20 protein-coding genes are annotated in these 24600 nt (G+C 48.3%); 9 read left to right on the top strand and 11 right to left on the bottom strand.

Annotated features, from left to right (window positions below):
• Nucleotides 1–48: 48 nt before the first annotated feature.
• The gene (locus tag AB3G37_RS08960) at nucleotides 49–2499 is read right to left on the bottom strand and encodes a DUF3772 domain-containing protein (protein WP_369790388.1); all 2451 of its coding nucleotides are present in this window, start codon (nucleotides 2497–2499) and stop codon (nucleotides 49–51) included.
• A gap of 196 nt (nucleotides 2500–2695) precedes the next feature.
• Entirely contained in the window at nucleotides 2696–4339 is a 1644-nt protein-coding gene (locus tag AB3G37_RS08955) for a multidrug ABC transporter permease/ATP-binding protein (RefSeq protein ID WP_369790387.1), read from the bottom strand.
• 138 nt (nucleotides 4340–4477) lie between these two features.
• On the opposite strand from AB3G37_RS08955, the gene AB3G37_RS08950 reads away from it, so the two are divergent.
• On the top strand, nucleotides 4478–5770 hold the full coding sequence (locus tag AB3G37_RS08950; protein ID WP_369790386.1) for a DUF445 domain-containing protein: 1293 nt from the start codon (nucleotides 4478–4480) through the stop codon (nucleotides 5768–5770).
• Between the two features lie 54 nt (nucleotides 5771–5824).
• Here the strand turns inward: AB3G37_RS08950 and AB3G37_RS08945 are convergent, their stop codons facing one another.
• Nucleotides 5825–6922 (bottom strand): glycerol dehydrogenase, encoded by a 1098-nt coding sequence (locus tag AB3G37_RS08945; protein ID WP_369790385.1) that lies wholly within the window; start codon nucleotides 6920–6922, stop codon nucleotides 5825–5827.
• Between the two features lie 451 nt (nucleotides 6923–7373).
• Between AB3G37_RS08945 and AB3G37_RS08940 the strand changes: the two genes are divergently transcribed.
• On the top strand, nucleotides 7374–7553 hold the full coding sequence (locus AB3G37_RS08940; RefSeq protein WP_009635136.1) for a hypothetical protein: 180 nt from the start codon (nucleotides 7374–7376) through the stop codon (nucleotides 7551–7553).
• Between the two features lie 1132 nt (nucleotides 7554–8685).
• Here the strand turns inward: AB3G37_RS08940 and AB3G37_RS08935 are convergent.
• Nucleotides 8686–8820, bottom strand: a complete 135-nt coding sequence (locus tag AB3G37_RS08935; protein WP_369790384.1) for a hypothetical protein — start codon at nucleotides 8818–8820, stop codon at nucleotides 8686–8688.
• A gap of 653 nt (nucleotides 8821–9473) precedes the next feature.
• Nucleotides 9474–11129, bottom strand: coding sequence for a glucan biosynthesis protein D (locus AB3G37_RS08930; RefSeq protein ID WP_009635137.1), 1656 nt, complete (start codon nucleotides 11127–11129; stop codon nucleotides 9474–9476).
• Nucleotides 11130–11619: 490 nt separating this feature from the next.
• On the opposite strand from AB3G37_RS08930, the gene AB3G37_RS08925 reads away from it, so the two are divergent.
• Nucleotides 11620–13044 carry an aspartate aminotransferase family protein gene (locus AB3G37_RS08925; RefSeq protein WP_369790383.1) on the top strand — a complete coding sequence of 475 codons (1425 nt, stop codon included), beginning with the start codon at nucleotides 11620–11622 and terminating at the stop codon, nucleotides 13042–13044.
• A gap of 402 nt (nucleotides 13045–13446) precedes the next feature.
• A complete protein-coding gene (gene rcsA / locus AB3G37_RS08920; protein WP_009635139.1) occupies nucleotides 13447–14073 on the top strand; it encodes a transcriptional regulator RcsA in 627 nt (208 codons plus the stop codon).
• A gap of 81 nt (nucleotides 14074–14154) precedes the next feature.
• Here rcsA and dsrB read toward each other — a convergent pair whose 3' ends face one another.
• From dsrB to AB3G37_RS08895, 5 genes are all read right to left on the bottom strand, one after another.
• Nucleotides 14155–14349, bottom strand: a complete 195-nt coding sequence (gene dsrB, locus AB3G37_RS08915) for a protein DsrB (protein WP_369790382.1) — start codon at nucleotides 14347–14349, stop codon at nucleotides 14155–14157.
• 200 nt (nucleotides 14350–14549) lie between these two features.
• Entirely contained in the window at nucleotides 14550–14762 is a 213-nt protein-coding gene (cspE, locus tag AB3G37_RS08910) for a transcription antiterminator/RNA stability regulator CspE (RefSeq protein ID WP_009635141.1), read from the bottom strand.
• Nucleotides 14763–15184: 422 nt separating this feature from the next.
• Nucleotides 15185–15532, bottom strand: a complete 348-nt coding sequence (locus tag AB3G37_RS08905) for a hypothetical protein (protein WP_009635142.1) — start codon at nucleotides 15530–15532, stop codon at nucleotides 15185–15187.
• Nucleotides 15533–15686: 154 nt separating this feature from the next.
• Nucleotides 15687–16745, bottom strand: coding sequence for an NAD(P)-dependent alcohol dehydrogenase (locus tag AB3G37_RS08900; protein ID WP_009635143.1), 1059 nt, complete (start codon nucleotides 16743–16745; stop codon nucleotides 15687–15689).
• A gap of 218 nt (nucleotides 16746–16963) precedes the next feature.
• The gene (locus tag AB3G37_RS08895) at nucleotides 16964–17974 is read right to left on the bottom strand and encodes an AI-2E family transporter (protein WP_009635144.1); all 1011 of its coding nucleotides are present in this window, start codon (nucleotides 17972–17974) and stop codon (nucleotides 16964–16966) included.
• Nucleotides 17975–18128: 154 nt separating this feature from the next.
• Between AB3G37_RS08895 and AB3G37_RS08890 the strand changes: the two genes are divergently transcribed.
• From AB3G37_RS08890 to AB3G37_RS08875, 4 genes are all read left to right on the top strand, one after another.
• A complete protein-coding gene (locus tag AB3G37_RS08890; RefSeq protein ID WP_369790381.1) occupies nucleotides 18129–18788 on the top strand; it encodes an epoxyqueuosine reductase QueH in 660 nt (219 codons plus the stop codon).
• Between the two features lie 278 nt (nucleotides 18789–19066).
• Complete coding sequence (locus AB3G37_RS08885) at nucleotides 19067–19756, top strand: DUF969 domain-containing protein (RefSeq protein ID WP_009635146.1); 690 nt, start codon at nucleotides 19067–19069, stop codon at nucleotides 19754–19756.
• Nucleotides 19753–20703: a DUF979 domain-containing protein gene (locus AB3G37_RS08880; protein ID WP_009635147.1), complete on the top strand. Its 951-nt coding sequence runs from the start codon at nucleotides 19753–19755 to the stop codon at nucleotides 20701–20703. Before AB3G37_RS08885 ends, AB3G37_RS08880 begins: the two co-directional genes overlap by 4 nt.
• Nucleotides 20704–20730: 27 nt before the next feature.
• Nucleotides 20731–21753 carry a DUF2891 domain-containing protein gene (locus AB3G37_RS08875; RefSeq protein ID WP_369790380.1) on the top strand — a complete coding sequence of 341 codons (1023 nt, stop codon included), beginning with the start codon at nucleotides 20731–20733 and terminating at the stop codon, nucleotides 21751–21753.
• Between the two features lie 48 nt (nucleotides 21754–21801).
• Here the strand turns inward: AB3G37_RS08875 and lpxA are convergent, their stop codons facing one another.
• On the bottom strand, nucleotides 21802–22590 hold the full coding sequence (lpxA, locus tag AB3G37_RS08870) for an acyl-ACP--UDP-N-acetylglucosamine O-acyltransferase (RefSeq protein ID WP_369790379.1): 789 nt from the start codon (nucleotides 22588–22590) through the stop codon (nucleotides 21802–21804).
• 373 nt (nucleotides 22591–22963) lie between these two features.
• On the opposite strand from lpxA, the gene AB3G37_RS08865 reads away from it, so the two are divergent.
• Nucleotides 22964–24595 carry a phosphoethanolamine transferase gene (locus AB3G37_RS08865; RefSeq protein WP_369790378.1) on the top strand — a complete coding sequence of 544 codons (1632 nt, stop codon included), beginning with the start codon at nucleotides 22964–22966 and terminating at the stop codon, nucleotides 24593–24595.
• Nucleotides 24596–24600 lie beyond the last annotated feature (5 nt).

The raw sequence follows: 24600 nt of genomic DNA, 5'->3' as shown, positions 1-24600 counted from the left end.
GTCTTTCCCCGCTGTTAACGCGGGGAAAGTATCAAGTCTGCAGAAAGATTAGCTGTTTGGCTCCTCTTCCTGAGTTGCCGCCACCAGATTTCTATCCTGCTTGGCCAAAATCATAGTCTGAGTACGGCCGAGCGAGACGCCTGCTACGCGCAGCTTTTTAAGGATTTCGTACAGCAAGTCGCTCTTGGTTTTACTGACAACGCGAGGGCTGCTGACGTAACCGGTGACACTCAACACAATGCCGTCCGGCCCTAATTGACTAAACGTTACCGACGGCGGTGGCGAGTCTTGAATCGACTCGTGCGACTGATAAGCTTCAAGCAGAATATTACGCACCGCTTCTGGATCGATATCCAACGGGAAAGTCAGCGCGATAGTTGCCACACCCTGCGCGTTACCCATGGTGGCGTTACGCACGTTTTGCGAAATGAACTGCGAGTTTGGCACGATAACCGTCGAGCGGTCGCCCAGTTGCAGCTCGGTTGCTCTGACGTTGATGCGGCGAATATCCCCTTCTACTCCACCAATACTGACTAAATCGCCCACTTTTACCGGGCGCTCGGTAAGCAGGATCAGCCCCGAGATAAAGTTCTTCACTATCTCCTGCAAACCAAAACCGATACCCACCGACAATGCACTGACAATCCACGCCAGCCGGTTCCATTCAATCCCCAGCACCGAAAGCGTAACCAGGATAACCAACACCAGACCCACGTTGGCAAACAGGGTCACCAGTGAGGCGCGCATGCCGGTATCCATATTGGTTTTCGGCAGGAAATCAACGTCCAGCCAGCGCTTGGCAGAACGCAACACATAGAAACCGACGATCAGGAAGATGAGCGCATTGACCATGTGACCAGGGATAATGTTCAGGTGTTCGAGCCCCTTCCCTCCCCAGACATCGACTAATTTACTGAAAATCTCCAGCGGCGTGGTGGTGCCGAAATTACCGCCCAGCAGCAAGGTGATCGCAATCAGCAGCAGCATGGTTTTAGCCACCGCCGAAACCAGTGTTGCGGCCAGCGAAAGATGACGATCGCTGACGCTCAGTGAATGTTTAAGCAGTTTTCCGGTGGTAGTCGATGGGGAAAACAGACTTTCGCTGAGGTCGATGGCCAGATGCATCAGGATATACAGGCAAGCAATGACCGTACCAATCCACAGCAGTTCATAGGTCAGGAATCGTGCCAGCGGCACATAACCAATCACCAGAGCGATAAATATCGCCAACGCCACCAGGCTAGTCGCCAGATGCAGGAGGCCCGCGAGGGTAGAACGCGCTTCCGGTTGCTCACCTTTTGCCAGCAGCTTGCGACGCAGACGGTTGACGCGCATTGGCGCAAAACCGGCACTGAATGCCACCAGCAAAGCCGAAAGCCCGTTACCAAACAAGGTTACCGCGACGCTGGTACCGACCACACTATTAGTTTGTTCGATAAAGCCAAAAATCAGGATAAAAGCAGACAGCATTTTCGGAAAGCTATCCAGCGTTTTCGCCACCGGATCGGCAATGCCCGGCAAGCGCCAGCTAGGGTGCGCCAGTGATAGCAGCGCACGGCCAAGGCCAACGATCAGCGCGGAGAAAATAGACAGCTTGACGATTAGGTCGCCAGTCTCATGCACCCAGTCGCTGACGTCTGGCATGCGAGTAAAGGCCAGTGAGAAAAGCTTAGCCGCGCCGCCGAGGGCCATAATACTGATCATCGCCGTAGCAAAGGCAAAGAAGCTGCGACGCAGGCGACCAACCGGTAGCCAGCGCGGCGTTAGCCAGGCCAACGGGCCATCAAGCACCCGACCGCCAAACACGCCCAGCAGCAGCGCACTGATCAACAGCAGTCCGGTGCCAATGCGCCATTCAGGCTGCCACGCGAGGTGCCAGGCATCTTTAATCTGCTGCCTGAACTCACCAAAACGCTCTTGATCGTCATCAGACGGAGAGGTTAAAGCAGACCAGAATGTCGGGCCAAAAATACTTCCGGTATTCAGCGCCAGCTGGGTTTTCAGCAGGTCGCGGCGCAACCCGACAATTTGCGCAGACAGGTTGTTGGCGCTGGCTTTAATACTTCCCGCCTGCTGGATCTGGTTATCCAGTGTGGCTTTGTTGGCATTAAAATCTTTTCGCTGCTTAATCACCTGAGGCGTTTCAGGCAATGCTCCCGCAGCAGGCGCAGGGCCTAGTACATCGAGCTTGGCCTGAACCTGCGCACGCAGTGGCTGTAATGCCGTTCCTAATGTGTCGGCATCGGCGGCCAATTTTATTGCATCATCGTTAAGACCATCAAGTAACTTGCTGGTCTTAACGTTAGAGACTTGTTGCTTGATAGTATCGAGCCGCTTTTGTAGCGACGCCAATGCAGCAGGCGCATCGATTGGCTGGCTGTCCGCGGTTGCTTGCTCCTGATCCGGCGAAGAATCAGCAGCGGCGCTCGCCAGCAGTGGGGAAAACATCAACGCCAATAACAGAGCAACGTAGAACGGTGCCCGGAAAATCTTTTGCATAAAGTGGATTACCCAAAGTTTCATGTGTCGAAAATGCGTCTTATTTTTCTGGAAAGAAAGCATGACTAACTAAAGTAAATCTTAAACTGTTACTGGGTGCGATGCTATGTAAGGTAAGTCTTAAAAAACGAAATCACATTAAAAAATAATAACAGGAGGGTTTTCGCTCCCGTTCTCGCTCAATTCACTACGTCGATCAGTTAATGGCTGCCACGGCATCGCGGGAAGCCTGATCTCTGTCTTTACCGGTTAACTCATGCAGGTGTCCATCGCGCATCTCGAGCAGGCGGTCGGCATGCTGAAAATAATGATCGTCATGACTAATAGCCAGTACCGTCTTTCCCAATGCCGAAAGGCGCGGCAACAGATCGCGATAAAATACGCGACGAAACTGCGGATCCTGATCGGCCGCCCATTCATCGAGCAGCAGGAAATCTCGACCTTCGGCAGCCGCCAACAGGAGCGCCACGCGTTTTTGTTGCCCCTGCGAGAGTTGCAAATTGGCAATCCTGTTATTTTCGATTTTAAGCTTTTCAGACATTTTGAGCTGCTGCAGCCATTCATCAACTAACCTGCTATCAGGCGCCTGACCGTCAGGACCGATCATCTGGCCAAACAGGTGGAAATCGGTAAATACCGCTGAAAAGAGTTGGCGATAATTTTCGCGACTGCTGACATCTACAGCTACTCCATCAAGCAGGATTTGCCCTGATTTAGGTGTGAAAAGCCCGGTAAGTAACAGCGCCAGTGTCGATTTACCGCTGCCATTGCCACCAATCAGAAAAATCATTTCACCGCGTTTAATGGTCAAGTTAACTGGCCCAATGCCGAATCCCTGCCCTTCATAGGCAAAACACAGGTCACGAAGTTCAAGCTGCTGCCATTTGCGATTCGGCATCGGGAGAGAAAAATCGGCCTGATATTCAGCCAGGCGCAGCGTTTTCAGCTTTCTGAATGCCACTTGAGCGCTGAGTAAAGTAGGCAGAGCCCCCACGGCCTGTAGCAGCGGCGTGCGAAGAAACAGCAGCGTAAGCGAGAAGGTCGCGGCGACAGCGTTATCTGACCATCCCAGCGAATTTGCCATGTAAAACACCATGCCGATCGCACCGAGCATCATGATATTTGACCAGTTAACCGCACTTAAATGGAAAGTGTCTGCGCCAATGACGTGCTTGCGATATTCCGCTGCATTACGCTGATAGTCATCTTGATAAATTTGCTTCGCGCGCTGACGATTCAGAGCCAGCTCTTTTCGCCCCTGAATCACCGTCTCGTAATCCTTTTGCAGCCGGTCTTCAGCTTCACGAACATGATTAAGGTGATTATAGACGCGCGCCACCAGTTTAAAACTGACAAAGATAGTGATGACTAGCCACACCACAGTCACTGCCAGCATTTTAGGTGCCAGCCAGCCAAGATACGCTGCGCAGCCGAGAGTAAGAATAATACCCTGCAGTAATTCAGGTAGGCGAACAAAGGCTAAAGTAATATTGCGAATATCGCTGCTCAGGCTCGCGAGCAGCTGCGCATTACCAATTTGCTCAATGCGTTCAATATCAGTATCCATAATTCGTTTAATAAACTGCCCGCGCAGTTGATAAACAAAATGGTGACCGAGCGTCGTTAATGCCAACTGAGAACCCAGCGTGACGGCCATTAACAATAATAAGAATCCGAGAAACTGGGGAAGCACCGCCATAGAAGCATGAGAAGTTTCAATCAGCTTGATGTTAATGAAGGCAATCAGGCCAATACCTAGCGCAGCGCTGGCCAGACTTAATACAATTACGCCAATAAACGGCCAGCGATATTGTTTGAAAACGACGCGTAAAAGCTCCATGGGGATTTTCTCGATTTATTTGAACTGGACGCAGTTTAATGGCCGCGATAATGAGATCAAGACTAATTCTCACTTTCATTAAGTGGCTGGCGAGTAAAAAAGCTGACAGAGGTGTGAACATCGTCCTAAACTTCTGTAATGAACAAAGAAAATGAACTCAGAAGAAGTAAACGCAATGCGCTGTTGCTGCTGTTAATTGCCGCAGCACTGTTTGTTGTCACCCTATTCTTGCCGCAAAACCTATGGATCAACGGCGTCAAAGCCATCAGTGAAGCGGCGATGGTTGGGGCACTGGCTGACTGGTTTGCGGTAGTCGCGTTATTTAAGCGTGTACCTATTCCCTTTGTCGCGGCGCATACCGCTATTATCCCAAAAAACAAAAATAAGATTGCCGATAATCTGGCCATCTTCGTGCAGGAAAAGTTTCTCGATCCAGGCTCGCTGGTTCGCCTTATACGCCAGCACGATCCGGCGCAGTTTATTGGTAAATGGCTGACCTCGGAGGATAATACAAAACAGTTCGGCAGTTATCTGCTCAGCTTTATGCGAAACTTTCTGGATATCACTGACGATAAGCGTATTCAGCAATGGGTTAAAGATGCTCTGTATGCCGCAATTGATAAGGTTGACCTGACTAAATCTGTCGCCGCTTTGCTTGAAAGCCTGACCAAAGATGGCCGCCATCAGGCATTACTGGATCAGGCTATGCAAAAGTTGATTGTTTTGCTCGACCAGCCTGCTAGCCGTCAATTTATCGCGACTCAGATTATTCGCTGGGTCAAACGCGAGCATCCAATTAAATCGAAAATGCTGCCGACAGAATGGTTAGGTGAAAACGGTGCGTCGATGGTATCGAATGCAGTTAATTCTTTACTGGACGATATAGGCAGCGATCGCGGTCATGCTTTCCGCCAAAGTTTTGACCGCATACTGGAGAAGTTTATAGCCCGTCTGCAAAATGATCCGCAAATGGCCTTCCGAGCCGAAGAAATTAAAAGCTATCTGAAAAACGATCCCAAACTCAGCCAATATATTGTCGAGCTGTGGAGCGATCTGCGTAACTGGATCAAGCAGGATCTGGATAGTGAAGATTCAAGGCTGCACGCACGCGTTGCCGAGGCGGGATTGTGGCTAGGTAATTCGCTAAGTAAAGATCCGGCGCTGCGCAGTTCGTTGAATCAGCAAATGGAAGTGCTGGCAGAAAAAATGGCCCCCGACTTTGCTCAATTCCTGACTCGCCATATTAGCGATACGGTAAAGAGTTGGGATGAAAAGGACATGTCGCGGCAGATAGAGTTAAATATCGGCAAAGATCTACAGTTTATCCGTATCAACGGTACGCTGGTGGGTGCAGGCATTGGACTGATACTTTATCTGATTTCACAGCTTCCTTTGGCGTTGCCTCTGCTGTGGCAAGCACTGCAAAAATAATGTTCAAGTTGTTCAGATAGTCGCCCGGCAATAGCGGGCGACTTGCGAGTAAAATTACTTCACTGTTTTACTAAACGCATCTACCGCTAAAATCGCGTTAGCCACGTCTTCTGCCGAAAGATTAGGATTCAGGTTCCCTAACGTATCCCCCTCACCGCCCGCCAATGCCCCGACCTTGACCAGATTTTCGTAGCTTTCTTTTTCGAGATGCATTTCTTTCAAGGTAGTCGGCATATTAATCGAGCGATAGAAGCGAACGTATTTGGCAATTTCTTCATCAGGGCGCTGCTCAAGAACCATTTGCGTCAAGGTGCCATAGGCAACTTTTTCCCCGTGGGTGAGATGGTGTACGTCACCTTTTATAGCCGTAAAACCGTTATGGATGGCGTGTGCGCCTGCGAGTCCGGCATTTTCAAAGCCGAGTCCTGAAAGCAGAGTATTCGCCTCGACCACGGCTTCGACCGCTGGCGTTACCAATTTCTGTTCAACGGCAGTATAGGCACTGTAGCCGTAGGTCAGCAGGGTTTTTTCACAGGCTTCAGCAATAGCGATACCCGCAATGGTAGGCGAACCCCCTACCATGGAAGATGAGTGCGAGCGCAGCACGGCCTGAGCTTCAACGAAAGTTGCCAAACCGTCGGCGATCCCGGAAGCAAATAACCTCACAGGAGCCTGGGCGCAGACTTGGGTATCTACCAGCACTAAATCGGGGTTTTTATCGTAGAAGCGGTAAGTGTCAAAAATGCCGTCGTCGGTGTAAATCACTGAAAGTGCGCTGCAAGGAGCATCGGTTGAAGCCGCAGTTGGCACGATAGCAACGTTTTGTTTTAGCTCATCGGCTATCGCCTTGGCGGTATCGAGAGTTTTGCCACCGCCGATCCCGACCACCACTTTGGTACCTTCTTTGCGCGCCAGTTCTATCAATCGATTAATTTCATTGGTTGAGGCTTCGCCTTTGAACTGCTGATAATGAAAATCAACGTTGGCCTTGTCCAGCGAGGCTTTGACACGGCTACCAACAATACTCCAGACCATTTCATCGGCAATCAACAGAGATTTACCGCCTAACGCAGGTAAATAATCGCCAAGATCGTCGAGCACACCACGGCCTTGAACATACTTACGCGGAGACGAGAAGATAAATTTACTCATAATTAACACCTCAGTAGTGGAATTTTTATGATAGGTAAATCGGTCTTGCTAAATATCCTGCCTTTAAGCTTAGTCCCGCATGGTATTAAACTCATTACACTTTTTTAGATATCGCATTTTTAATCAATGCAGTTATTTCATTTGTATCAACAGTTTGTAATAGCAACCTCTCTCAACTAATTAACTTAATACTTGGATCAACATTTCCAGATCAATATTAACAATATATTAACTATCTCCTGGTTTTATTCATTTATTTGCCCACTGATTCCTTACTATTTATTTAAATAGCTAAAGTTTGCTTAATTTCAGCTATCAAATCTATCAATGAAAACGCTTTTACCTTATAAGCATAATCCGTGAAAATAAGCCCATTGACCGCTAGATAGTAAGTTGCATAAGTAAGCACGTTGTAAGCTATCTTTTACTTAGATGATTATTAAGGATTTTTATGTATAACTTTCAACGCTATCACTCCAAAGAACTCGCCTTGGCTTATATGAGCAGCAAAGCACATGATTTCACGCCACAGGAATTCATGGAACAGCTCAAGAAAACCGAGCAGTCTTTTGAGAACTTGCTCAAGCTGGGTCACGATGTAAAAAACGGATTAATGGCAAAAGCTTTTTAATTTATGCAGGGGGAGGTTTTGGCTGGACTGAGCCGAATTCAGTTTTGTGCAGTTCATGCGCTTCGCTTACTGGGCGCTGGCCCAGACCAGCCATGGGTTAGTTTAGATTTGGAATCTAAAGGCAACTTTTAAGGTCTAAATCATTGTGCTGCGCAGGGCTTAAGTTCAACTTCATGCGCTTCGCTTACTGGGCGCTGGCCCAGACCAGCCATGGGTTAGTTTAGATTTGGAATCTAAAGGCAACTTTTAAGGTCTAAATCTTTGTGCTGCGCACGGCTTAAGTTCAACTTCATGCGCTTCGCTTACTGGGCGCTGGCCCAGACCAGCCAGAAGGCGCATAAACGCGCGCCCTCTGGACTCCCGCGTTTTATCCCTCGCGACTAGATTAGTGCAAAAAAAGGAGATCGTTTCAGTGACCCCCACGCGTGGCGTTGGCCACGGCCCTTCGGGCTTCCTTCACTCAGTCGGGAGCCAAAAACGTCTCCCTTCCCCTCGCTCTGCGTAGGCCTGAGGCCGCCAATAGTAGCTAACAAGAAAAACCGGCAACTCCACAGCAGTCAAAAACCGATCACTCATACAAAATTTTTTTAAGTTTGTTTTGTGATGTTCTCAATTTTTACATGCGTTCTTTAACTTAGATAAATAAGAGTATTGATTACTTAGTGAGGAAAAGTCTTTTGCTTGAAGAGAAATCTTTTGACCTAACTTTAAGTTGCCGGTTTTTATTTAGATGTCGAGATTGGCGGCATCAGGGCGGCGCTGAACGGAGGAGAGAAAGACGTTTTTGGCTTTCGAACGAAGTGAAGGAACCGCGTAGCGGCGTGACCAACGCCATACACGAATGCCATTGAAACAAACTCATCGACTGGTGCCGTACATGTAAACAACACCAAAAGGCACGGGATTCCAAAGGGTATTTGCCTTGGAATACCCTTTGGGCGTGTCTGGGTCGCAACCCAGTAAGCGAAGCGCATGAATTTGAATTTGAATTTGAATTTGAATTTGAATTTGAATTTGAATTTGAATTTGAATTTGAATTCAAGAAGTTAAATTTGAGAATTTGAGAATTTGAGAATTTGAGAATTTGAACTTAAGCCATGCGCAGCATCAAAAGCAAGTTGCCGGTTTTTATTTAGATGCCCAAATTGGCGGCATCAGGGCGGCGCTGAACGGAGGAGAGAAAGACGTTTTGGCTTTCGAACGAAGTGAAGGAACCGCGTAGCGGCGTGACCAACGCCATACACGAATGCCACTGAAACAAACTCATCGACTGGTGCCGTACATGTAAACAACACTAAAAGGCACGGGATTCCAAAGGGTATTTGCCTTGGAATACCCTTTGGGCGTGTCTGGGTCGCAACCCAGTAAGCAAAGCGCATGAATTTGAATTTGAATTTGAATTTGAATTTGAATTTGAATTTGAATTTGAATTCAAGAAGTTAAATTTGAGAATTTGAGAATTTGAGAATTTGAACTTAAGCCATGCGCAGCATCAAAAGCAAGTTGCCGGTTTTTATTAAGATGCCCAAATTGGCGGCATCAGGGCGGCGCTGAACGGAGGAGAGAAAGACGTTTTTGGCTTTCGAACGAAGTGAAGGAACCGCGTAGCGGCGCGACCAACGCCATACACGAATGCCACTGAAACAAACTCATCGACTGGTGCCGTACATGTAAACAACACCAAAAGGCACGGGATTCCAAAGGGTATTTGCCTTGGAATACCCTTTGGGCGTGTCTGGGTCGCAACCCAGTAAGCGAAGCGCATGAATTTGAATTTGAATTTGAATTTGAATTCAAATTTAAGAACTTGAACTTAAAAAAGAAAATTTGAAATTAAAAAATAAAATCGACCATAAGATTTCTCCCATGGCCGATTTTAACGTCTTTAAAGAACCCGAAACTTTCCAGTTTCAAACTCAATTATGACATTTGACGGTCGTCTACGTACTTACGCTTGTCCGGCGCTGGCGGGAAATACTGGTAAAGCCAAGTTTCGCTCAGCGCATGATCGTGCGAACGCAGGAACATACGCAACTCTACCGGCTCAACCGAGTCGCTGGTTGGTGTCCAGTCAAACAAAATACGATAGCCATCAAACGGTTGAACGTAAAGAATTTCGATGCTGCTGACCTTGCCAGAAGACACGTTAATTACCGGCTCGATGCCCTTGTCAGCGTAGGCCTTCAGTTCGCCGCCAACAAAGTCGATAGCAAAGCGGCGCGCCCACACAGTTGGATAATGTTCGCCCGGCGCCCACCCTTCCGGGAAGCCGCCCATACCAGTGCGAGTTGCCAGCACTTTTGCCATTGGGCTGCGGACCGGCGGTTCATTGCTCCAATACAGACGATAGCTAAAGTCTAGTGAATCCCCGGCCTTGATCGGTTTTTCCGGCTGCCAGAAGCAAACAACATTATCCAGTGTTTCCCCGGTCGTCGGGATCTCCATCAGGTTAACCGAACCTTTGCCCCAGTTGCCTTTCGGCTCAACCCACAGGCTCGGACGTTTGTTATACCAACCGATCACATCCTGATAATCATTAAAGTCATGATCCAGCTGTAACAGGCCGAAACCTTTTGGATTTTCATCCGCAAAAGAGTTGAATTGCAGCTTTTGAGGATTGTTTAACGGTCGGCAGATCCATTCACCGTTCCCGCGCCACATCGCCAGACGATCGGAATCGTGAATTTGCGGGTGAATAGTGTCACAGCGGCCGCGCTCGTTGGTGCCACAGCTGAACATGGTGGTCATCGGTGAAATGCCGAGCTGCTTAACGTCCTTGCGGGCATGCAGGTGTTTATCGATTTCCATTACCACGCGAGTCGGCTCGCAATGGATAGTGAATTTATAGGCACCGGTCACGCTTGGGCCATCCAGTAGGGCATAAACCACAAAGGTCGTCGAATCAGCTTTCGGAGTTTCAAACCAGAAGGAAACGAAATCAGGAAACTCTTCAGGTTGGTTGGTGAAGGTATCGACTGCGACGCCACGAGCTGACAAACCGTATTGGTAGGTGTCATCGACAGCGCGGAAATAGCTGGCACCGAGGAAAGAGACCACGTCACGCGAAGTCAGTTCAGGCGCTTTATTGACTTTAAAACCAGCGAAGCCAAGGTTGGATTTACCTTCCAGCTGTTTGGTGTCCACTCCGGCATCGTGATAGTTAAACAATTCAGGGCGGAAATGAATCTCACGCGCCTGGTGTTTATCACCGTCGAGAGCAAACATTTTAACTCGGCGCTTAAAGCCCATCCCAACGTGGAACAGCTCTACGTCAAGCTGGCGGTTAGGAATATCGTGCCATAAAGAATGGGTATGATCGTATTGAATGCTGTTGTAAGCCTGAGGCGTAAGGTTCGCCAAGGTGGCAGGCAAAGGCTCAGGTGCGCCGCCATAAGGCTGTTTCGCCAGTGACGCGGCCATTTTCTGCAAAACGGAGAAGTCGAAGGAGGACGCACCGCCGTCGGCCACACTCCCCTGCGCAGCCTCAGCCGAACCGGTGAACAGTGATGCCATGGCAGGCACACCACAATAGGCGGCAAACGCCATTGAAGCTTTAATAAATGCTCTACGTTCCATGCCGGAAGGGTTTCCTTTGGCTCAGCAAGTGTATGAACCCGACCGCGCCCTGCGATGTGAGAAACTCAAACATTTAAGGAAGCATGCAGTCGGTGTTAAAAATTACGACCACAAGGCTAACTTAAAATTCACATTACGAGTACCACAAATTGAATGCATTCAGCTAAAAAAGTACTTGCAACATCGCCGCGCCCGGGCTTGTCAGAACAAGATTTGGCGGGGGCTGCGGATAAAATCGGCATCTGTCAAAAACCGGTAAACAAGCGGCGAATTAATGGCCGGATTCATTGAATTTTAAGAGCATTCTGCTAATAGCTGCTTTATCTAATTTGATGCTGATCCACGCAATACGGTCGGAATCTGTAAGCTTTTATTGCCTTCCATTTTACAGCCAACATGAAAATAAGTCGTTTTTACTTCCGGCTTAAATCCATTAGCGTAGATTCTAGTCATCCTGACCGCTAATCCTAACTTTATCAGGACGTTATTTATGCATCCCCTATTGCAACATGACTTAGAACATTTACCTGAAATACTTAGACAGGCTTGTGATACTGCATTAACGCATTTGAACGCATTACCGATGCTGCCGGCTTGCGCGCCCTCAGTTTACCAACAGCTCAAAGCCGGTGACGAGATACTGTCAGAGCAAGGCGTCGGCGCACAGCGAGCGGTTGAACAATTTTGGCAAGACTACTCGGCCGGGCTTTCTGCCAGCGCCGGTCCGCGATATTTTGCATTCGTCACAGGTGGGGCTACGCCTGCCGCCCTGGCTGCCGACTGGTTAGTCAGTACTATCGATCAGAATACTCAACTCACCTTTGATTCTGTGTCGTCGGCGATTGAACTGGCGACCATCGGACAACTCAGGCAGTTGCTGGGCTTACCGGATAATCAATGTGGCTCATTCGTCAGTGGCGCGACGATGGCCAACTTTGTGAGCATGGCCATCGCCCGCCAGTGGTTGGGGCAACAGCGTGGCGTAGACGTCGCACAGCAGGGTTTGCATGCTTTGGGGCCAATCAGGGTTATCTCTGCGGCGGCCCACTCCAGCAGCATCAAAGCATTAAGTATGCTGGGTATTGGCCGCGATGCGTTGGTCAGCGTGGCAACTTTACCTGGAAGTGAAGCTATCGACCCCAAAGCGCTCGAGCAGGCTCTGCTGGCTGCTACCGACTTGCCTACGCTGGTACTGGCCAGTGCAGGAACGGTCAATACTGTGGCTTTCGACAACCTGCCCGCTTTACTGGAGTTGCGCGAACGATTTGGCTTCTGGCTACACGTCGATGCGGCCTTTGGCGGTATCGCCGCCGCTTCTCCTCGCTACGCCCCGCTTCTAAATGGCTGGCAGCAGGCTGATTCCATCACCATTGATGCTCATAAATGGCTGAATGTGCCTTATGACAGCGCGGTTCAATTCACCCTTGAAAAACATTTAGCTTTGCAGGTGCAGGTTTTCCAAAATCATTCTGCTTATCTTGAACCTCCCAGTGTCAGGCCAGACAACTACTTGCACTTGACGCCAGAGAACTCCCGGCGCTTTCGCGCGCTGCCGGTGTGGATGGCGCTGAAGGCGTATGGTCGAAGTGGGATCGCAGAAATCGTTGAGCGTAATGTTGAATTGGCTTACAAATTGGCCGATAAACTTGAGCAGGCGGCCGGATTTACCCTGCTTGCGCCGGTATTACTGAACGTGGTGTGTTTTGCTCTCGACAGCGCGGATGATACGCCAAACGAGCGCGCGAAACGGGATCAATTCCTTAAGAAGCTCGATCAGGCTGGCGTTGTTCGCTGTACGGCCACCTCCTTAAATGATAAGCCCGGCATTCGCGCAGCGTTGGTCAACTGGATGACAGAAGAAAAAGACATCGAAAAAGCTTTTGAGTCTATGGCTCACTGCCGCCAAGAGCTCTAAATGCGCGGTTCTCAGCGGTGTTAACTAACATTAACACCGTTGAGAGAGAACAGATGATCTGTGAATAATTTTTATTAACTAAACTAACAGATAGCGCTGTAACTAACTTTTAACAACTATTTTAAGTTTGTTTAATTTTGGTTTAAATTCCTATGTGTATGCAATCGTTAATGTTCAGTAACGATATAGTCCCCCCCGGTATCTTCCCGTCATTTTAAATTCCATAAGCTAAATTTATATGATCTCGGTTAACTGGTTTACTAAAAAAATTCCCTTTGTATTTCGTCCATTTTAAGAGCAAAAAGGATACGCAAGACGGGCTTATATTTACTCGTCTTAAGACATTCATCCCTCTAACCTAAAATCAAATGCAGTACATGGATGTCCATAAGGAACTAAACTATGCAGACAATAATCCTCGATTTATGTCGCTTCACTCGTTTGGGTTTAATTCATTCGCTGGATGTGAACGGCGTCAACACTAGAGATATCAGCTACCCCAACGACCTGGATGAACTTAAAATTAGCTGTGAGCAACTGCAGCCTGGATTTGTTTTTATCAACGAAACCTGTCTCTCACCGCAGTCACAAAATTGCAGTAAAATACGCAGTCTTATCGGCGAACACCCCGAATGTTTGTTTGTTATTTTTATGTCTAGCACCAGGAACCACTTTGAGGAATACGTTTTTGTGCGTAAGAATGTGATTATTACCTCCAAGTCGATCAAAACGACCTCTCTCAACCAGCTGTTAAGCCATCATATTTGCCAACACAATCTGGCAGGTTCTGGAAGCAGTCTGTTTGATGATTCGCCGGTGGTGCTTAGCCGTAGTGAGTCAAACATGCTTAAAATGTGGATGTCAGGGGAAGGCACTATTCAAATCTCTGATAAATTGCGCATTAAGGTTAAAACAGTGTCGTCTTACAAGGGCAGCATCAAAAGAAAAATCAAAACTCAGAACAAACACATTATTTATCATGTTGTACGATTGAGTGATTCATTGACCGAGGGAATATATGTCAGTTGAGTGTTTTTAACGGCTCCCACTGTAGGGATTAATACACCAGTGGGAGCTTTCGCCCGTTAAGCACAAGTTATTGCCGCACTCTTAGAGAGCCTCTCTTGGCTCCACGAAAGTCCCATCCTTACTCTGTGTCTCATTAAAGAACCAGATACCGGCTGGATACTCCTCCAGCGCCACCAGATACATTACCCCTTCATAGAATGCCTCAACGGCCAGAACCTTGCCTTCACGGCGTGGGCCGCCGTCAGTTTTAACTGTAACCAGATCGTCAACCTTCATGTCTTTACATCCTGATGAGCGTTTACAGCGTCTGCTGGGGCTTTATTGTATTTTATTCTAGTACACGAGGGTCAAAAGATGACGAAGAGCAAAAATTGGCGAGGAATAAATTAAAAACGAGAAATTACAGGCAATAAAAAACCCGCCTTAGCGGGTTTTAGTAATCTTCTTTACACGCTGTAAACAGCGAATAAGAGAGATTAGATAGCGGTAACGTTAGCCGCTGACGGACCTTTAGCACCGTTCTCGATAGAGAACTGTACGTTCTGGCCTTCAGCCAGGGTCTTGAAACCTTGATCCTGGATTGCAGAGAAATGTACGAATACATCTTTGCTGCCGTCTGCAGGAGTGATGAAGCCAAAGCCTTTAGACTCGTTGAACCACTTAACTTGACCTTTCATCAAATTTGACATGCGAATTACCTTTTAAATATAAATTTTGCCACCATGGGCATGTTATAGCCGGATTTCAGTCGTTACTTATGGAGGCACTAAGAAGGAAATTCGTCAGATCAGTGTTATCAAGGATAACGCATTAAATTTGAACCACTTTACTCAGGATGTCGTGCATAAATAGGTCTGTACCACAGGCCGAGAGCTATTTACTCATGACTGCTCACTAATAGCAACTCTTTTTGACAGTAACTGGTAGCAATCACCCTAAATCGTCGAACTAACCAGCACTTAGCTTGATAAATCACCAGTTATGTCCCTGTTTTCAAATAAGTTGCTGTAAAAAGTGTTATGAAAAAATGAAATTAAAAAACGCTGAATGCTTTTCTCTGTCTTAAAAAGGTGAGAAAAGCATTCAGCGTCAGGAAGTTGCTACACAAAACCTATTCCATTATCTCCGACACCGCGTGTCGCACATAGGCGGTTATCTGTTCCAGATCTTCAGCCTTTGCGCTGTCGCCACCGATTGAGCGTACCCGATTTTCAAGATGTCCGATGTCCTGCTCGACCTTGTGAGCAATTTGCACTTTTACGATGGTATCAACAGAAGAAATAAACGCCCTCATTACCGCCTTGAGCGCATAGATTTCTGAGAACGAATCATATGCCAGCTTCTCGGCGGGTGGCTTCTGTGGGGTCTGCTGTTCACGCGGTGGCAGGTTTTTCAGACTGTCAACATGTTCAATAATCAGATCGATATCTCTGATTAGTTCATCAAAATTCTTGGCCACTGATTTTCCTTCGCTCGGCGAAAGCAGAAGAATACCACTGAGACAACAAGGCGAGAAGTCGGCAACGCGGGGAAAGCTGAAATTTAACAGCAAAGCGCCTGTCAAATGCGTCAGACAGGCGCTTGAAATCTCAAAAATGTTTAACCTGTTAGGGTTATGCCTTTTTGAGAGACTCCATATCGATAACGAAACGGTACTTAACGTCGCTGTTCAGCATACGAGTGTAGGCTTCGTTGATCTCATCCATCTTGATCATCTCTACGTCACAACCAATGTTGTGCTCGGCACAGAAATCGAGCATTTCCTGAGTCTCAGCAATACCGCCAATCAGTGAACCCACCAGGCTTTTGCGACCCATGATAAGTTTACCGGCATGAACCGCAGGCTCTACTGGCTCAATCAGGCCAACCAGGATGTGCACACCATCACGCTTGAGGGTATCAAGGTATGGGTTCAGGTCGTGCTGATGTGGAACGGTGTCGAGGATAAAGTCAAAGTGGCCTTTTACTTCTGCCATTTGTTTTTCATCAGTGGACAGCACCACGTGGTTAGCTCCCAGGCGACGTGCTTCTTGCTCTTTGCCCGCTGAACGCGTGAAGAGAGTCACGTCTGCGCCCATCGCATGAGCAAATTTCAGGCCCATGTGACCCAAACCACCTAAACCAACGATAGCAACTTTGTGGCCCGCTTTAACGCCCCAATGCTTCAAAGGAGAGTAGGTCGTGATACCCGCACACAGCAGAGGTGCCGCTGCTTTGAAATCCAGAGCTTCTGGTACGCGCAGAACAAAGTTCTCGGATACTACGATCTGCTCGGAATAACCGCCGTAGGTCATCATATGGTCATGACGGTCCGGGGTGTTGTAAGTCATGGTTGCGCCTTCAAGGCAATACTGCTCGAGATCGGCTTCGCAGTTTTCGCAATGCTGACAGGAGTCAACCATACACCCCACACCGACGGAATCGCCGACTTTGAATTGAGTGACTTTAGAGCCTACGTGCGTCACGTGGCCAATAATTTCGTGGCCAGGAACCAGCGGATAAACGCTCTGATGCCATTCGTTACGTGCCTGATGGATGTCTGAGTGACAAACGCCGCAGTATTTAATGTCGATAACAACATCATTATCGCGTGGGTCGCGGCGGACAAAGTTATGGGGTGCCAGCGGAGTCTCTGCGGACTGGGCGGCAAAACCTCGGACGTTAAGAGTCATCTGTTTTTCTCCTGAGGGGTAAACGAAAGTATTACGGGCAGCGCTCACCAGAACGCCACCGAGGTAAAGTATGCAGGGAAATAAAGGAATATCGTTATAACGATCCTCGCGAGTACTTGCCTAAACCTGTTTTTTTCAGGATTTATGGTTAAGTGCTATGCAACGAGCAGACTCGACCATGGCACCAGACATTATAGGCAACGCTCGGCGAGTGGGGATTAAATCAGCCTTGCGGCTTTCAATTCACTTTTCAAATAAGCGTAGTAAATCGGCGCCGCCACTACGCCCGGCAGACCGAAAGCCGATTCGAAAATCAGCATCGCCAGCAATACTTCCCAGGACTTGGCATTGATGCTGGTGCCGACAATTCGCGCGTTAAGAAAATATTCAACTTTGTGAATAATAATCAAGTAAGCCAGTACGATAGCGCCAACCCATAGTGATAATGAAAGCCCCACGATGCAAATCACCGTGTTGGAAATAAGGTTACCCACTACCGGCAGCAGGCCACAGACAAAGGTAAAGACCACCAGCGTTTTTGACAGCGGCAGGTGGATGCCAAACAGCGGCAGCACGCCAAACAGGAACACCGCAGACAGCACAGTATTAATCAGTGATATCTGAAACTGTGCGAACACCACGTTGCGAAATGACTGGCTGAGCAAACGCATGCGCTGTACCAAATCATTTTTCAGCGGCGCGTGTTGATCCTCTCCCCCACTGTGTTGGAGTGAAATAATCGCCCCGAGGATCATCCCCACTAGCATGGTTAAAAATGTGTGAGCCGCATTTTTACCCGCCGTTTGCAGCATAGTCACGTTTTCGCGCATCCATTGAATAAACTCGCGCTGCAGTTCCTCAAGATTGGCTGGCAGATAGTGCAGCATCACCGGTGACAGCCGACTCTGCGCGTCACTTAACAGTTGGCTAACCTTGTTATTAAATACTTCAGGGTTGCGCACATCGTGCAGCAGATAGGTCACAATCCCCATCACTGCCAATATGAGCAGGCTGACCACAATGGTGCTGATAAGCGCCACTACCAACCAGCGGGCACGATCGCCGCGAATAATTTTTTGAAAATAAGGCGTCAGCCCATTAACCAGTTCATAAACGATAAAACCGGAAATAAGACATCCCAAAAGATGGAGCGGCAGAACCAGGATAAGCCCCCCCATAATAATCAACAGGCTCAACCAGCGGATATGATGCGGTCTCATTATTTGCATTGCTGCGTCCTTACTTTGATAAAACGCGGGTTTGTTTCCCGCCCTTAACAACATCATAGCACCGAAGTTTCAATGGCATAGATCCGCTGTTTTTTTGACAAGGAAATTTCATTCCCTATCATTACCCTGGTAACGTGAACCAACAGGCCAACTAATGACCGAACTTATTCGTGAAAAACTTTCGCTTCCTCCCGGCCACAGTAAATTGTTGCTGCATTCCTGCTGCGCGCCCTGTTCTGGAGAGGTCATGGAGGCCATTCAAGCTTCCGGCATCGAATACGCCATTTTTTTCTACAATCCCAATATTCACCCGCAGAAAGAATATCTGCTGCGCAAAGAAGAAAATATTCGCTTTGCCGAACAGCACAATATTCCCTTTATTGATGCAGATTACGACACCGATAATTGGTTCGAACGAGCACGCGGGATGGAAAAAGAGCCAGAGCGCGGTATCCGCTGCACGATGTGCTTTGATATGCGCTTCGAACGCACCGCACTCTATGCCTTTGAGCACGGTTACACCGCTATTTCCAGCTCGCTGGGTATTTCGCGCTGGAAAGACATGAAGCAGATCAATGGTTGCGGAGAGCGCTCTGCTGCGCCTTATCCCGGCATGGTGTATTGGGATTACAACTGGCGGAAAAAAGGCGGTGCGGCGCGCATGGTCGAAATCAGTAAACGTGAGCACTTTTACCAGCAAGAATATTGCGGTTGCGTTTATTCACTGCGTGATACCAACCTGCACCGCAAGGAGCAAGGCCGTCCGCTGATTAAGCTCGGCGTTAAGTATTATGGCGATGAAGACGACGAATAATCGTCAATAATGCCCTACTTTCAACCCGGTTTCTGGCCGGGTTATTCCCCTATCTTATGATCCCCTCCTCAATATCATTAATTCGTATGAGTTTTACTTGGTTGAAACTTGCTTAAGTCGTTGCTGCTTGTTACTTTCCGGACTTACTGTTTTATATGCTTTTTTTATTAAAAAATTTAATAAAAAATATATTCCAATAAATCAAATCGATATGAAATAAAACAGTTCAAACACCTTATTCATTTTGCAATGAACATTCAGAAACAGGGGGATATAAAATGTGGGTTCTTATTGGCATACCAATCGTGGTAATTGGTTTTGCGCTGCGGTTTAATCCGCTATTAGTCGTGACCATCGCCGGGATCTCAACCGGTTTAGCGGGCGGCATGCACACCGTTGAAATCGTCAGCGCCTTTGGTAAAGCTTTTATCGATAACCGTTACATGGGGCTTGTCTGGCTCACATTACCGGTAATCGCCATTCTGGAGCGCAGCGGCCTGCGTGAACAGGCCAAACATCTGATTTCCAAAATCCACGCCGCCACTACAGGTCGCGTGTTGATGATGTATTTCTTTATCCGCCAGATGACCGCCGCACTAGGTCTCACCTCACTTGGTGGTCACGCGCAGATGGTTCGCCCGCTAATTGCCCCAATGGCCGAAGCGGCCGCCGTCACCAAATACGGTGATTTGCCTAACGACGTGCGCCAAAAAATTCGCGCCAATGCTGCGGCGGTAGACAACGTTGCTGTTTTCTTCGGCGAGGATATTTTTATCGCCGTGCAGTCAATTTTGCTGATTAAAGGTTTCCTCGACCAAAATGGCGTGTTTGTCGAACCGCTGCACCTTTCTGTTTGGGCGATCCCCACTGCCATCGCAGCATTGATTATTCACTTTATTCGCCTTTGGTTGCTCGACCGTTCACTCGCCAAACGCTTTGATGCGCAGCAAGGGAGCGTCGGTAAATGATTACTTTAAACACTGTTTACTTTATTGCCGGTTTGCTGTTTGCAGCTTTTGCTATTTTTAATCTGCGCGACAATACCAATCCTAAACGCTACGTGAATGCGCTGTTCTGGGGCGTTTACGCAGTCAGTTTTCTGATAGGCACCGAATTACCGCATTTTGTAACCGGCTGTATGGCGATCCTGCTGGCAGTAATCGCCGGAACAGGCCAGTTGGGCAAAGGGAAGACCGATGCTGACCAACCTGAGGTCGCGGTCAGGCGTGAAGCCAACGCCAAACGTTTCGGCAACAAATTATTTATTCCAGCCCTGCTTATCCCAGTCCTGACGCTCGTTGGCACACTGACGCTGAAGTATACCCCGCTGGTAGAAGCTAAAAATGTCACGCTTATTTCGCTGGTGCTGGCGACTATCGTGGCATTTGTCGTCGCCTTGCTGATGCTGCGTGATTCGCCGTTAAAAGCGATTAAAGCCGGTGGGCAAATCATGGATACCGTCGGTTGGGCGGCTATTCTGCCGCAGATGCTGGCGGCGCTGGGTGGACTGTTTGCGCTGGCGGGCGTTGGCGGTGTCGTCGCCAATCTGGTTAAAGACGTTATCCCGATGGGTTCACCTTTGGCTATTGTGATAGCCTACACCTTTGGTATGGCACTATTTACCATGATTATGGGTAACGGTTTTGCAGCGTTCCCGGTGATGACGGCGGGTATCGGTTTGCCGCTCATCGTGCATCAATTAGGTGGCAATCCGGCGATTATGGGCGCAATCGGCATGCTGTCTGGTTTCTGCGGTACGCTGCTGACGCCGATGGCCGCCAACTTCAATATTGTCCCGGCCGCTCTGCTGGAATTGCAAGACAAACATGGGGTTATCAAGGCTCAGGCACTGACTGGTATTTTGCTGCTGCTGGTCAATACCGCGTTTATGTATTTCTTTGTCTTCCGCTTTTGATAACCGAACATTCATGGGGACTATAATTTGACTGAGCAAACCAACCTGCAACCGACGCCAGAGATGGCGTCGCGTTTTGCCTCATTGGCTTTAAAACATCTCACCCGCGAATATCCCAACAAACTGACTCACGCCATGGCGAGTTCGGCCGATATTCAGGGGCCGCGTGCGCTACATCCGATTTTTTACGGCAGTTACGACTGGCACTCTTGCGTGCACGGCTATTGGCTGCTGCTGCGTTTGCTCGATAGCTATCCCGATCTGCCGGAAGCGAGCAAAATCATTGCCGTCGTTGAAGCACATTTTACTGTGGAAAACGTCGCGGGCGAAATGCACTATTTGCAGCAAAAACAGCACAGCGGTTTCGAACGCCCTTACGGCTGGGCGTGGTTTCTGGCGTTGAGCCAACAGCTGGCAGGTATGTCACTGCCACAGGCTAAAGGCTGGGCAAAAACGCTGGCACCAATGACCGAATTTTTTGTAAAAAGCTTCTGTGAGTTTTTGCCCAAAGCGACTTACCCGTTGCGAGTGGGTAGCCATTTTAACACCGCGTTTGCGCTAACATTGGCACTCGATTATGCCCGCAGCGCCTCGCGAAAAAAGCTGGCTGGAATGATTGAAGAAACGGCTTTGCGCTGGCATCTGGAAGACGTCAACTGTCAGGCGTGGGAGCCCGATGGTGATGAGTTTTTATCGCCATCGTTGATGGAGGCAGAGCTGATGCGGCGGGTGCTGGCCCCGCAGGCTTTTATCACCTGGTTTGGTAGATTTTTACCGCATCTGGCGCAGGGCAAACCCGAGACACTGTTTACTCCGGCCACGGTTACCGACCGCAGCGACGGTAAGATAGGTCATCTGGATGGTTTAAATCTCAGTCGCGCCTGGTGTCAGCGGTCGCTGGCGGCAGCGTTACCGGCAGGTGATCCACGTATTGCTTTGCTCAATGCCTCGGCCAGTCAACATCTTGCCAGCGCGCTGGATCATCTTGATAGTGATTATGCCGGAGAACACTGGCTGGCGACCTTTGCTCTGTTGGCATTAGAAGCGTAAGTTTTGCCTCTCTCTGCGACAGCTTACTTTCGCAGAGAGACTTTCAGGCTAACGTATGACACCACGCTTAGACCGAGCAAAGAAATGTTCAAAGCATTGTAATAAAGGATACTCGCGCTGCAACTCGACGATTTCTTCGCGCACGGTTTCCAGAGCCTCACCACAATAATACATACGATGATAAAGGTTGAGAATAATTTGCCGCAAAGGGGCCTGGTCAACCAGCCGTGCCAGAGCCTGCTCATTAATGCCAATCGGTCGGCAGCGGTTACCTTCTACGCAGAAGAAGGGCGGAATATCCTGTACCACACATGACAGGGCCAAAATCTTCGCAGCAGTGCCGATTATGCAAAACTGATGCACCGCCGCCTGCTGTTCAAGCTGAACGTAATCATCAATTTCTACGTGACCTGCCAGAACGGCTCCCAGGCCAAAATGCGTAAAGTTGCCAACGGCACAGTCGTGGCCGAGGTGAATCTGTTCCATAAAAACGTTGTCGTCACCGATTTTCGTAACACCGGTTCCCTGCACGGTTCCGCGATGAAAAGTCGCATTTCCACCAATACGATTACGATGACCAATCTCAAGACGGGTCGCCTCGCCCGCGTATTTTAAATCCTGATTAATCTCACCGAGTGAGCAATAGCTATCAATGATGTTTTCGCGACCAATGCGGGTATGGCCATTAATCACGGCATGAGAAAGGATAACCGTCCCCTCGCCTATCTCGACATTTGACTGGATATAGCAAAAAGGGCCGACACGAACATTGGCCCCGATGATGGCACCTTTTTCAATAATACTGTTTCTTGCGATAACAGCCGAAGAATGGATCAAGTCACAGAACCTTAGTGAAAAACGGGCATATCAATGCAAGCAGGATAGATAAAAAGGTGTTACAACCCAGCATTATTTAATTTATTTATTTTTTGAACTTTTTGTGCTTTGAGTTTAATAAAACAACCGCCAATGTGACTGTCAGGCTCTCTCTGTTGTTTAACTTCACAATCTTAAAAAAATTTACCTTTGGGAACAAAAACACTGTGTACTCGGCTACCAATACTGATGCTAAAATTAAAAAATTAAGGCTTTCTTCAGATTGAGAGGCCATGATATGTCGCTTTATATTGCCTTGAGGGGTCTGTAAGGGATCTCCATTTGTTTCTTTCTTGTGGCACACGTTGCCAATTCGTGTTTTTTGGAGCCTACATTGCGCAACTTTATCCCTAAAATCAGCTACTTTTGGCTGACATTATTGATTAGTTTGTACTTTACTTTTATCGTTAACTTCCCGGTTCTTCTGCACTTCTACAACATATTACATGCCCTGTCGGCTTATAAAATCGGATTCGCGCTCTCTATTCCCGTCGTTCTTTTTGCTGCGTTGAACTTCGTATTCACGCCATTTACCTTCAAGCCGATTTTCAAAATTTTCTTTATCTTTCTATTGCTTACCAGTGGACTGGCGTCTTATTCAGAATTGACCTTCCACGTGGTGTTTGACCGTGGAATGATTGAAAACATTTTCGAAACTCAGCAAAGCGAAGCGTCCTCATATTTAAACTTTTCGGTGATCTCCTGGTTTGTCATTACCGGTGTATTACCGGCCATATTACTGTTCCTGGTGCCTATCAAATATAACCAGACGATAATAAAACGCCTGGGCGTTCGCATTGCTTCGATGATTGTTTCGTTGGCAATTATTGCCGGTGTCGCGAGCCAGTATTATCAAGATTACGCCTCGGTTGGCCGTAACAATCGGACACTAAACGTCGAAATCCTGCCAACTAACTACCTCTACAGCACCGGGCAATACCTGTATCACAAGTATCTGGTCAAGCCGCTGAAATATGAGAAAGTCGGCACCGACGCCAAACTGGTGCAAAAACCGGGTCAGAAACCGACGCTAATGTTCCTGGTGATAGGTGAAACCGGCCGTGCTCAAAACCAGTCTTATGATGGTTACGATCGCCCAACCAACAGCTTCATGCAGAAAACGCCTGATGTAGTATTCTTTAATCACGTTAGCTCATGTGGCACCGCAACCGCGGTTTCCGTGCCTTGTATGTTCTCGGATATGAAACGTGTCGATTTCGATAATGACCGAGCCCATAGCAGCGACAGTTTCCTGGATATTCTGCAACGTGCTGGCGTGTCGGTTTACTGGAAAGACAACGACGAAGGCTGTAAAGGCGTGTGCGATCGCGTGCCAAATGTCACCATTCCCACCACTAAAGACGGCAAATATTGCGATGGTGAAACCTGCTATGACGCCGCCTTGCTGGAAGGTTTAGACGCTAAAATCATCGATGATGGCAAAAATAAACTCATTGGCCTGCACCTGATTGGCAGTCACGGCCCGGCTTACTACCGCCGTTATCCGGATAATTTCCGTTTCTTCACACCAGACTGTGAGCGCAGCGACATTCAGAACTGTACTCACGAACAGCTGGTTAATACTTACGATAACACTGTGCGTTACACCGATTACGTGCTGACCCAAGTGATTGCCAAGGCCAGGCAGTATCAGGACAAATATAACGTCGCGATGATTTATTTGTCCGATCACGGTGAATCTCTGGGTGAAGACGGCCTGTATCTGCACGGCACGCCGTACCGCGTAGCACCTCCACAGCAAACTCATGTTCCCATGATGTTCTGGCTATCGCCGCAATACACTGCTGCGCAGGGCCTTTCGCTGAGTTGTTTACAAGAGCAGGCCGCGAAAAACGACTACTCACAGGATAATCTGTTCCATACCGTGCTTGACGCAATGGACGTGAAAACTTCGGTGATCGACCCCACGCTTGATATCTTTAAAACCTGTAAAGCGGCGCAATAAAAGGC

Origin of the sequence: Rouxiella sp. WC2420 (assembly GCF_041200025.1) — a bacterium.
GTDB lineage: Bacteria > Pseudomonadota > Gammaproteobacteria > Enterobacterales > Enterobacteriaceae > Rouxiella.
The sequence above is the reverse complement of the archived record's forward strand: the minus strand, read 5'-3'. Positions and strand labels throughout refer to the sequence as shown.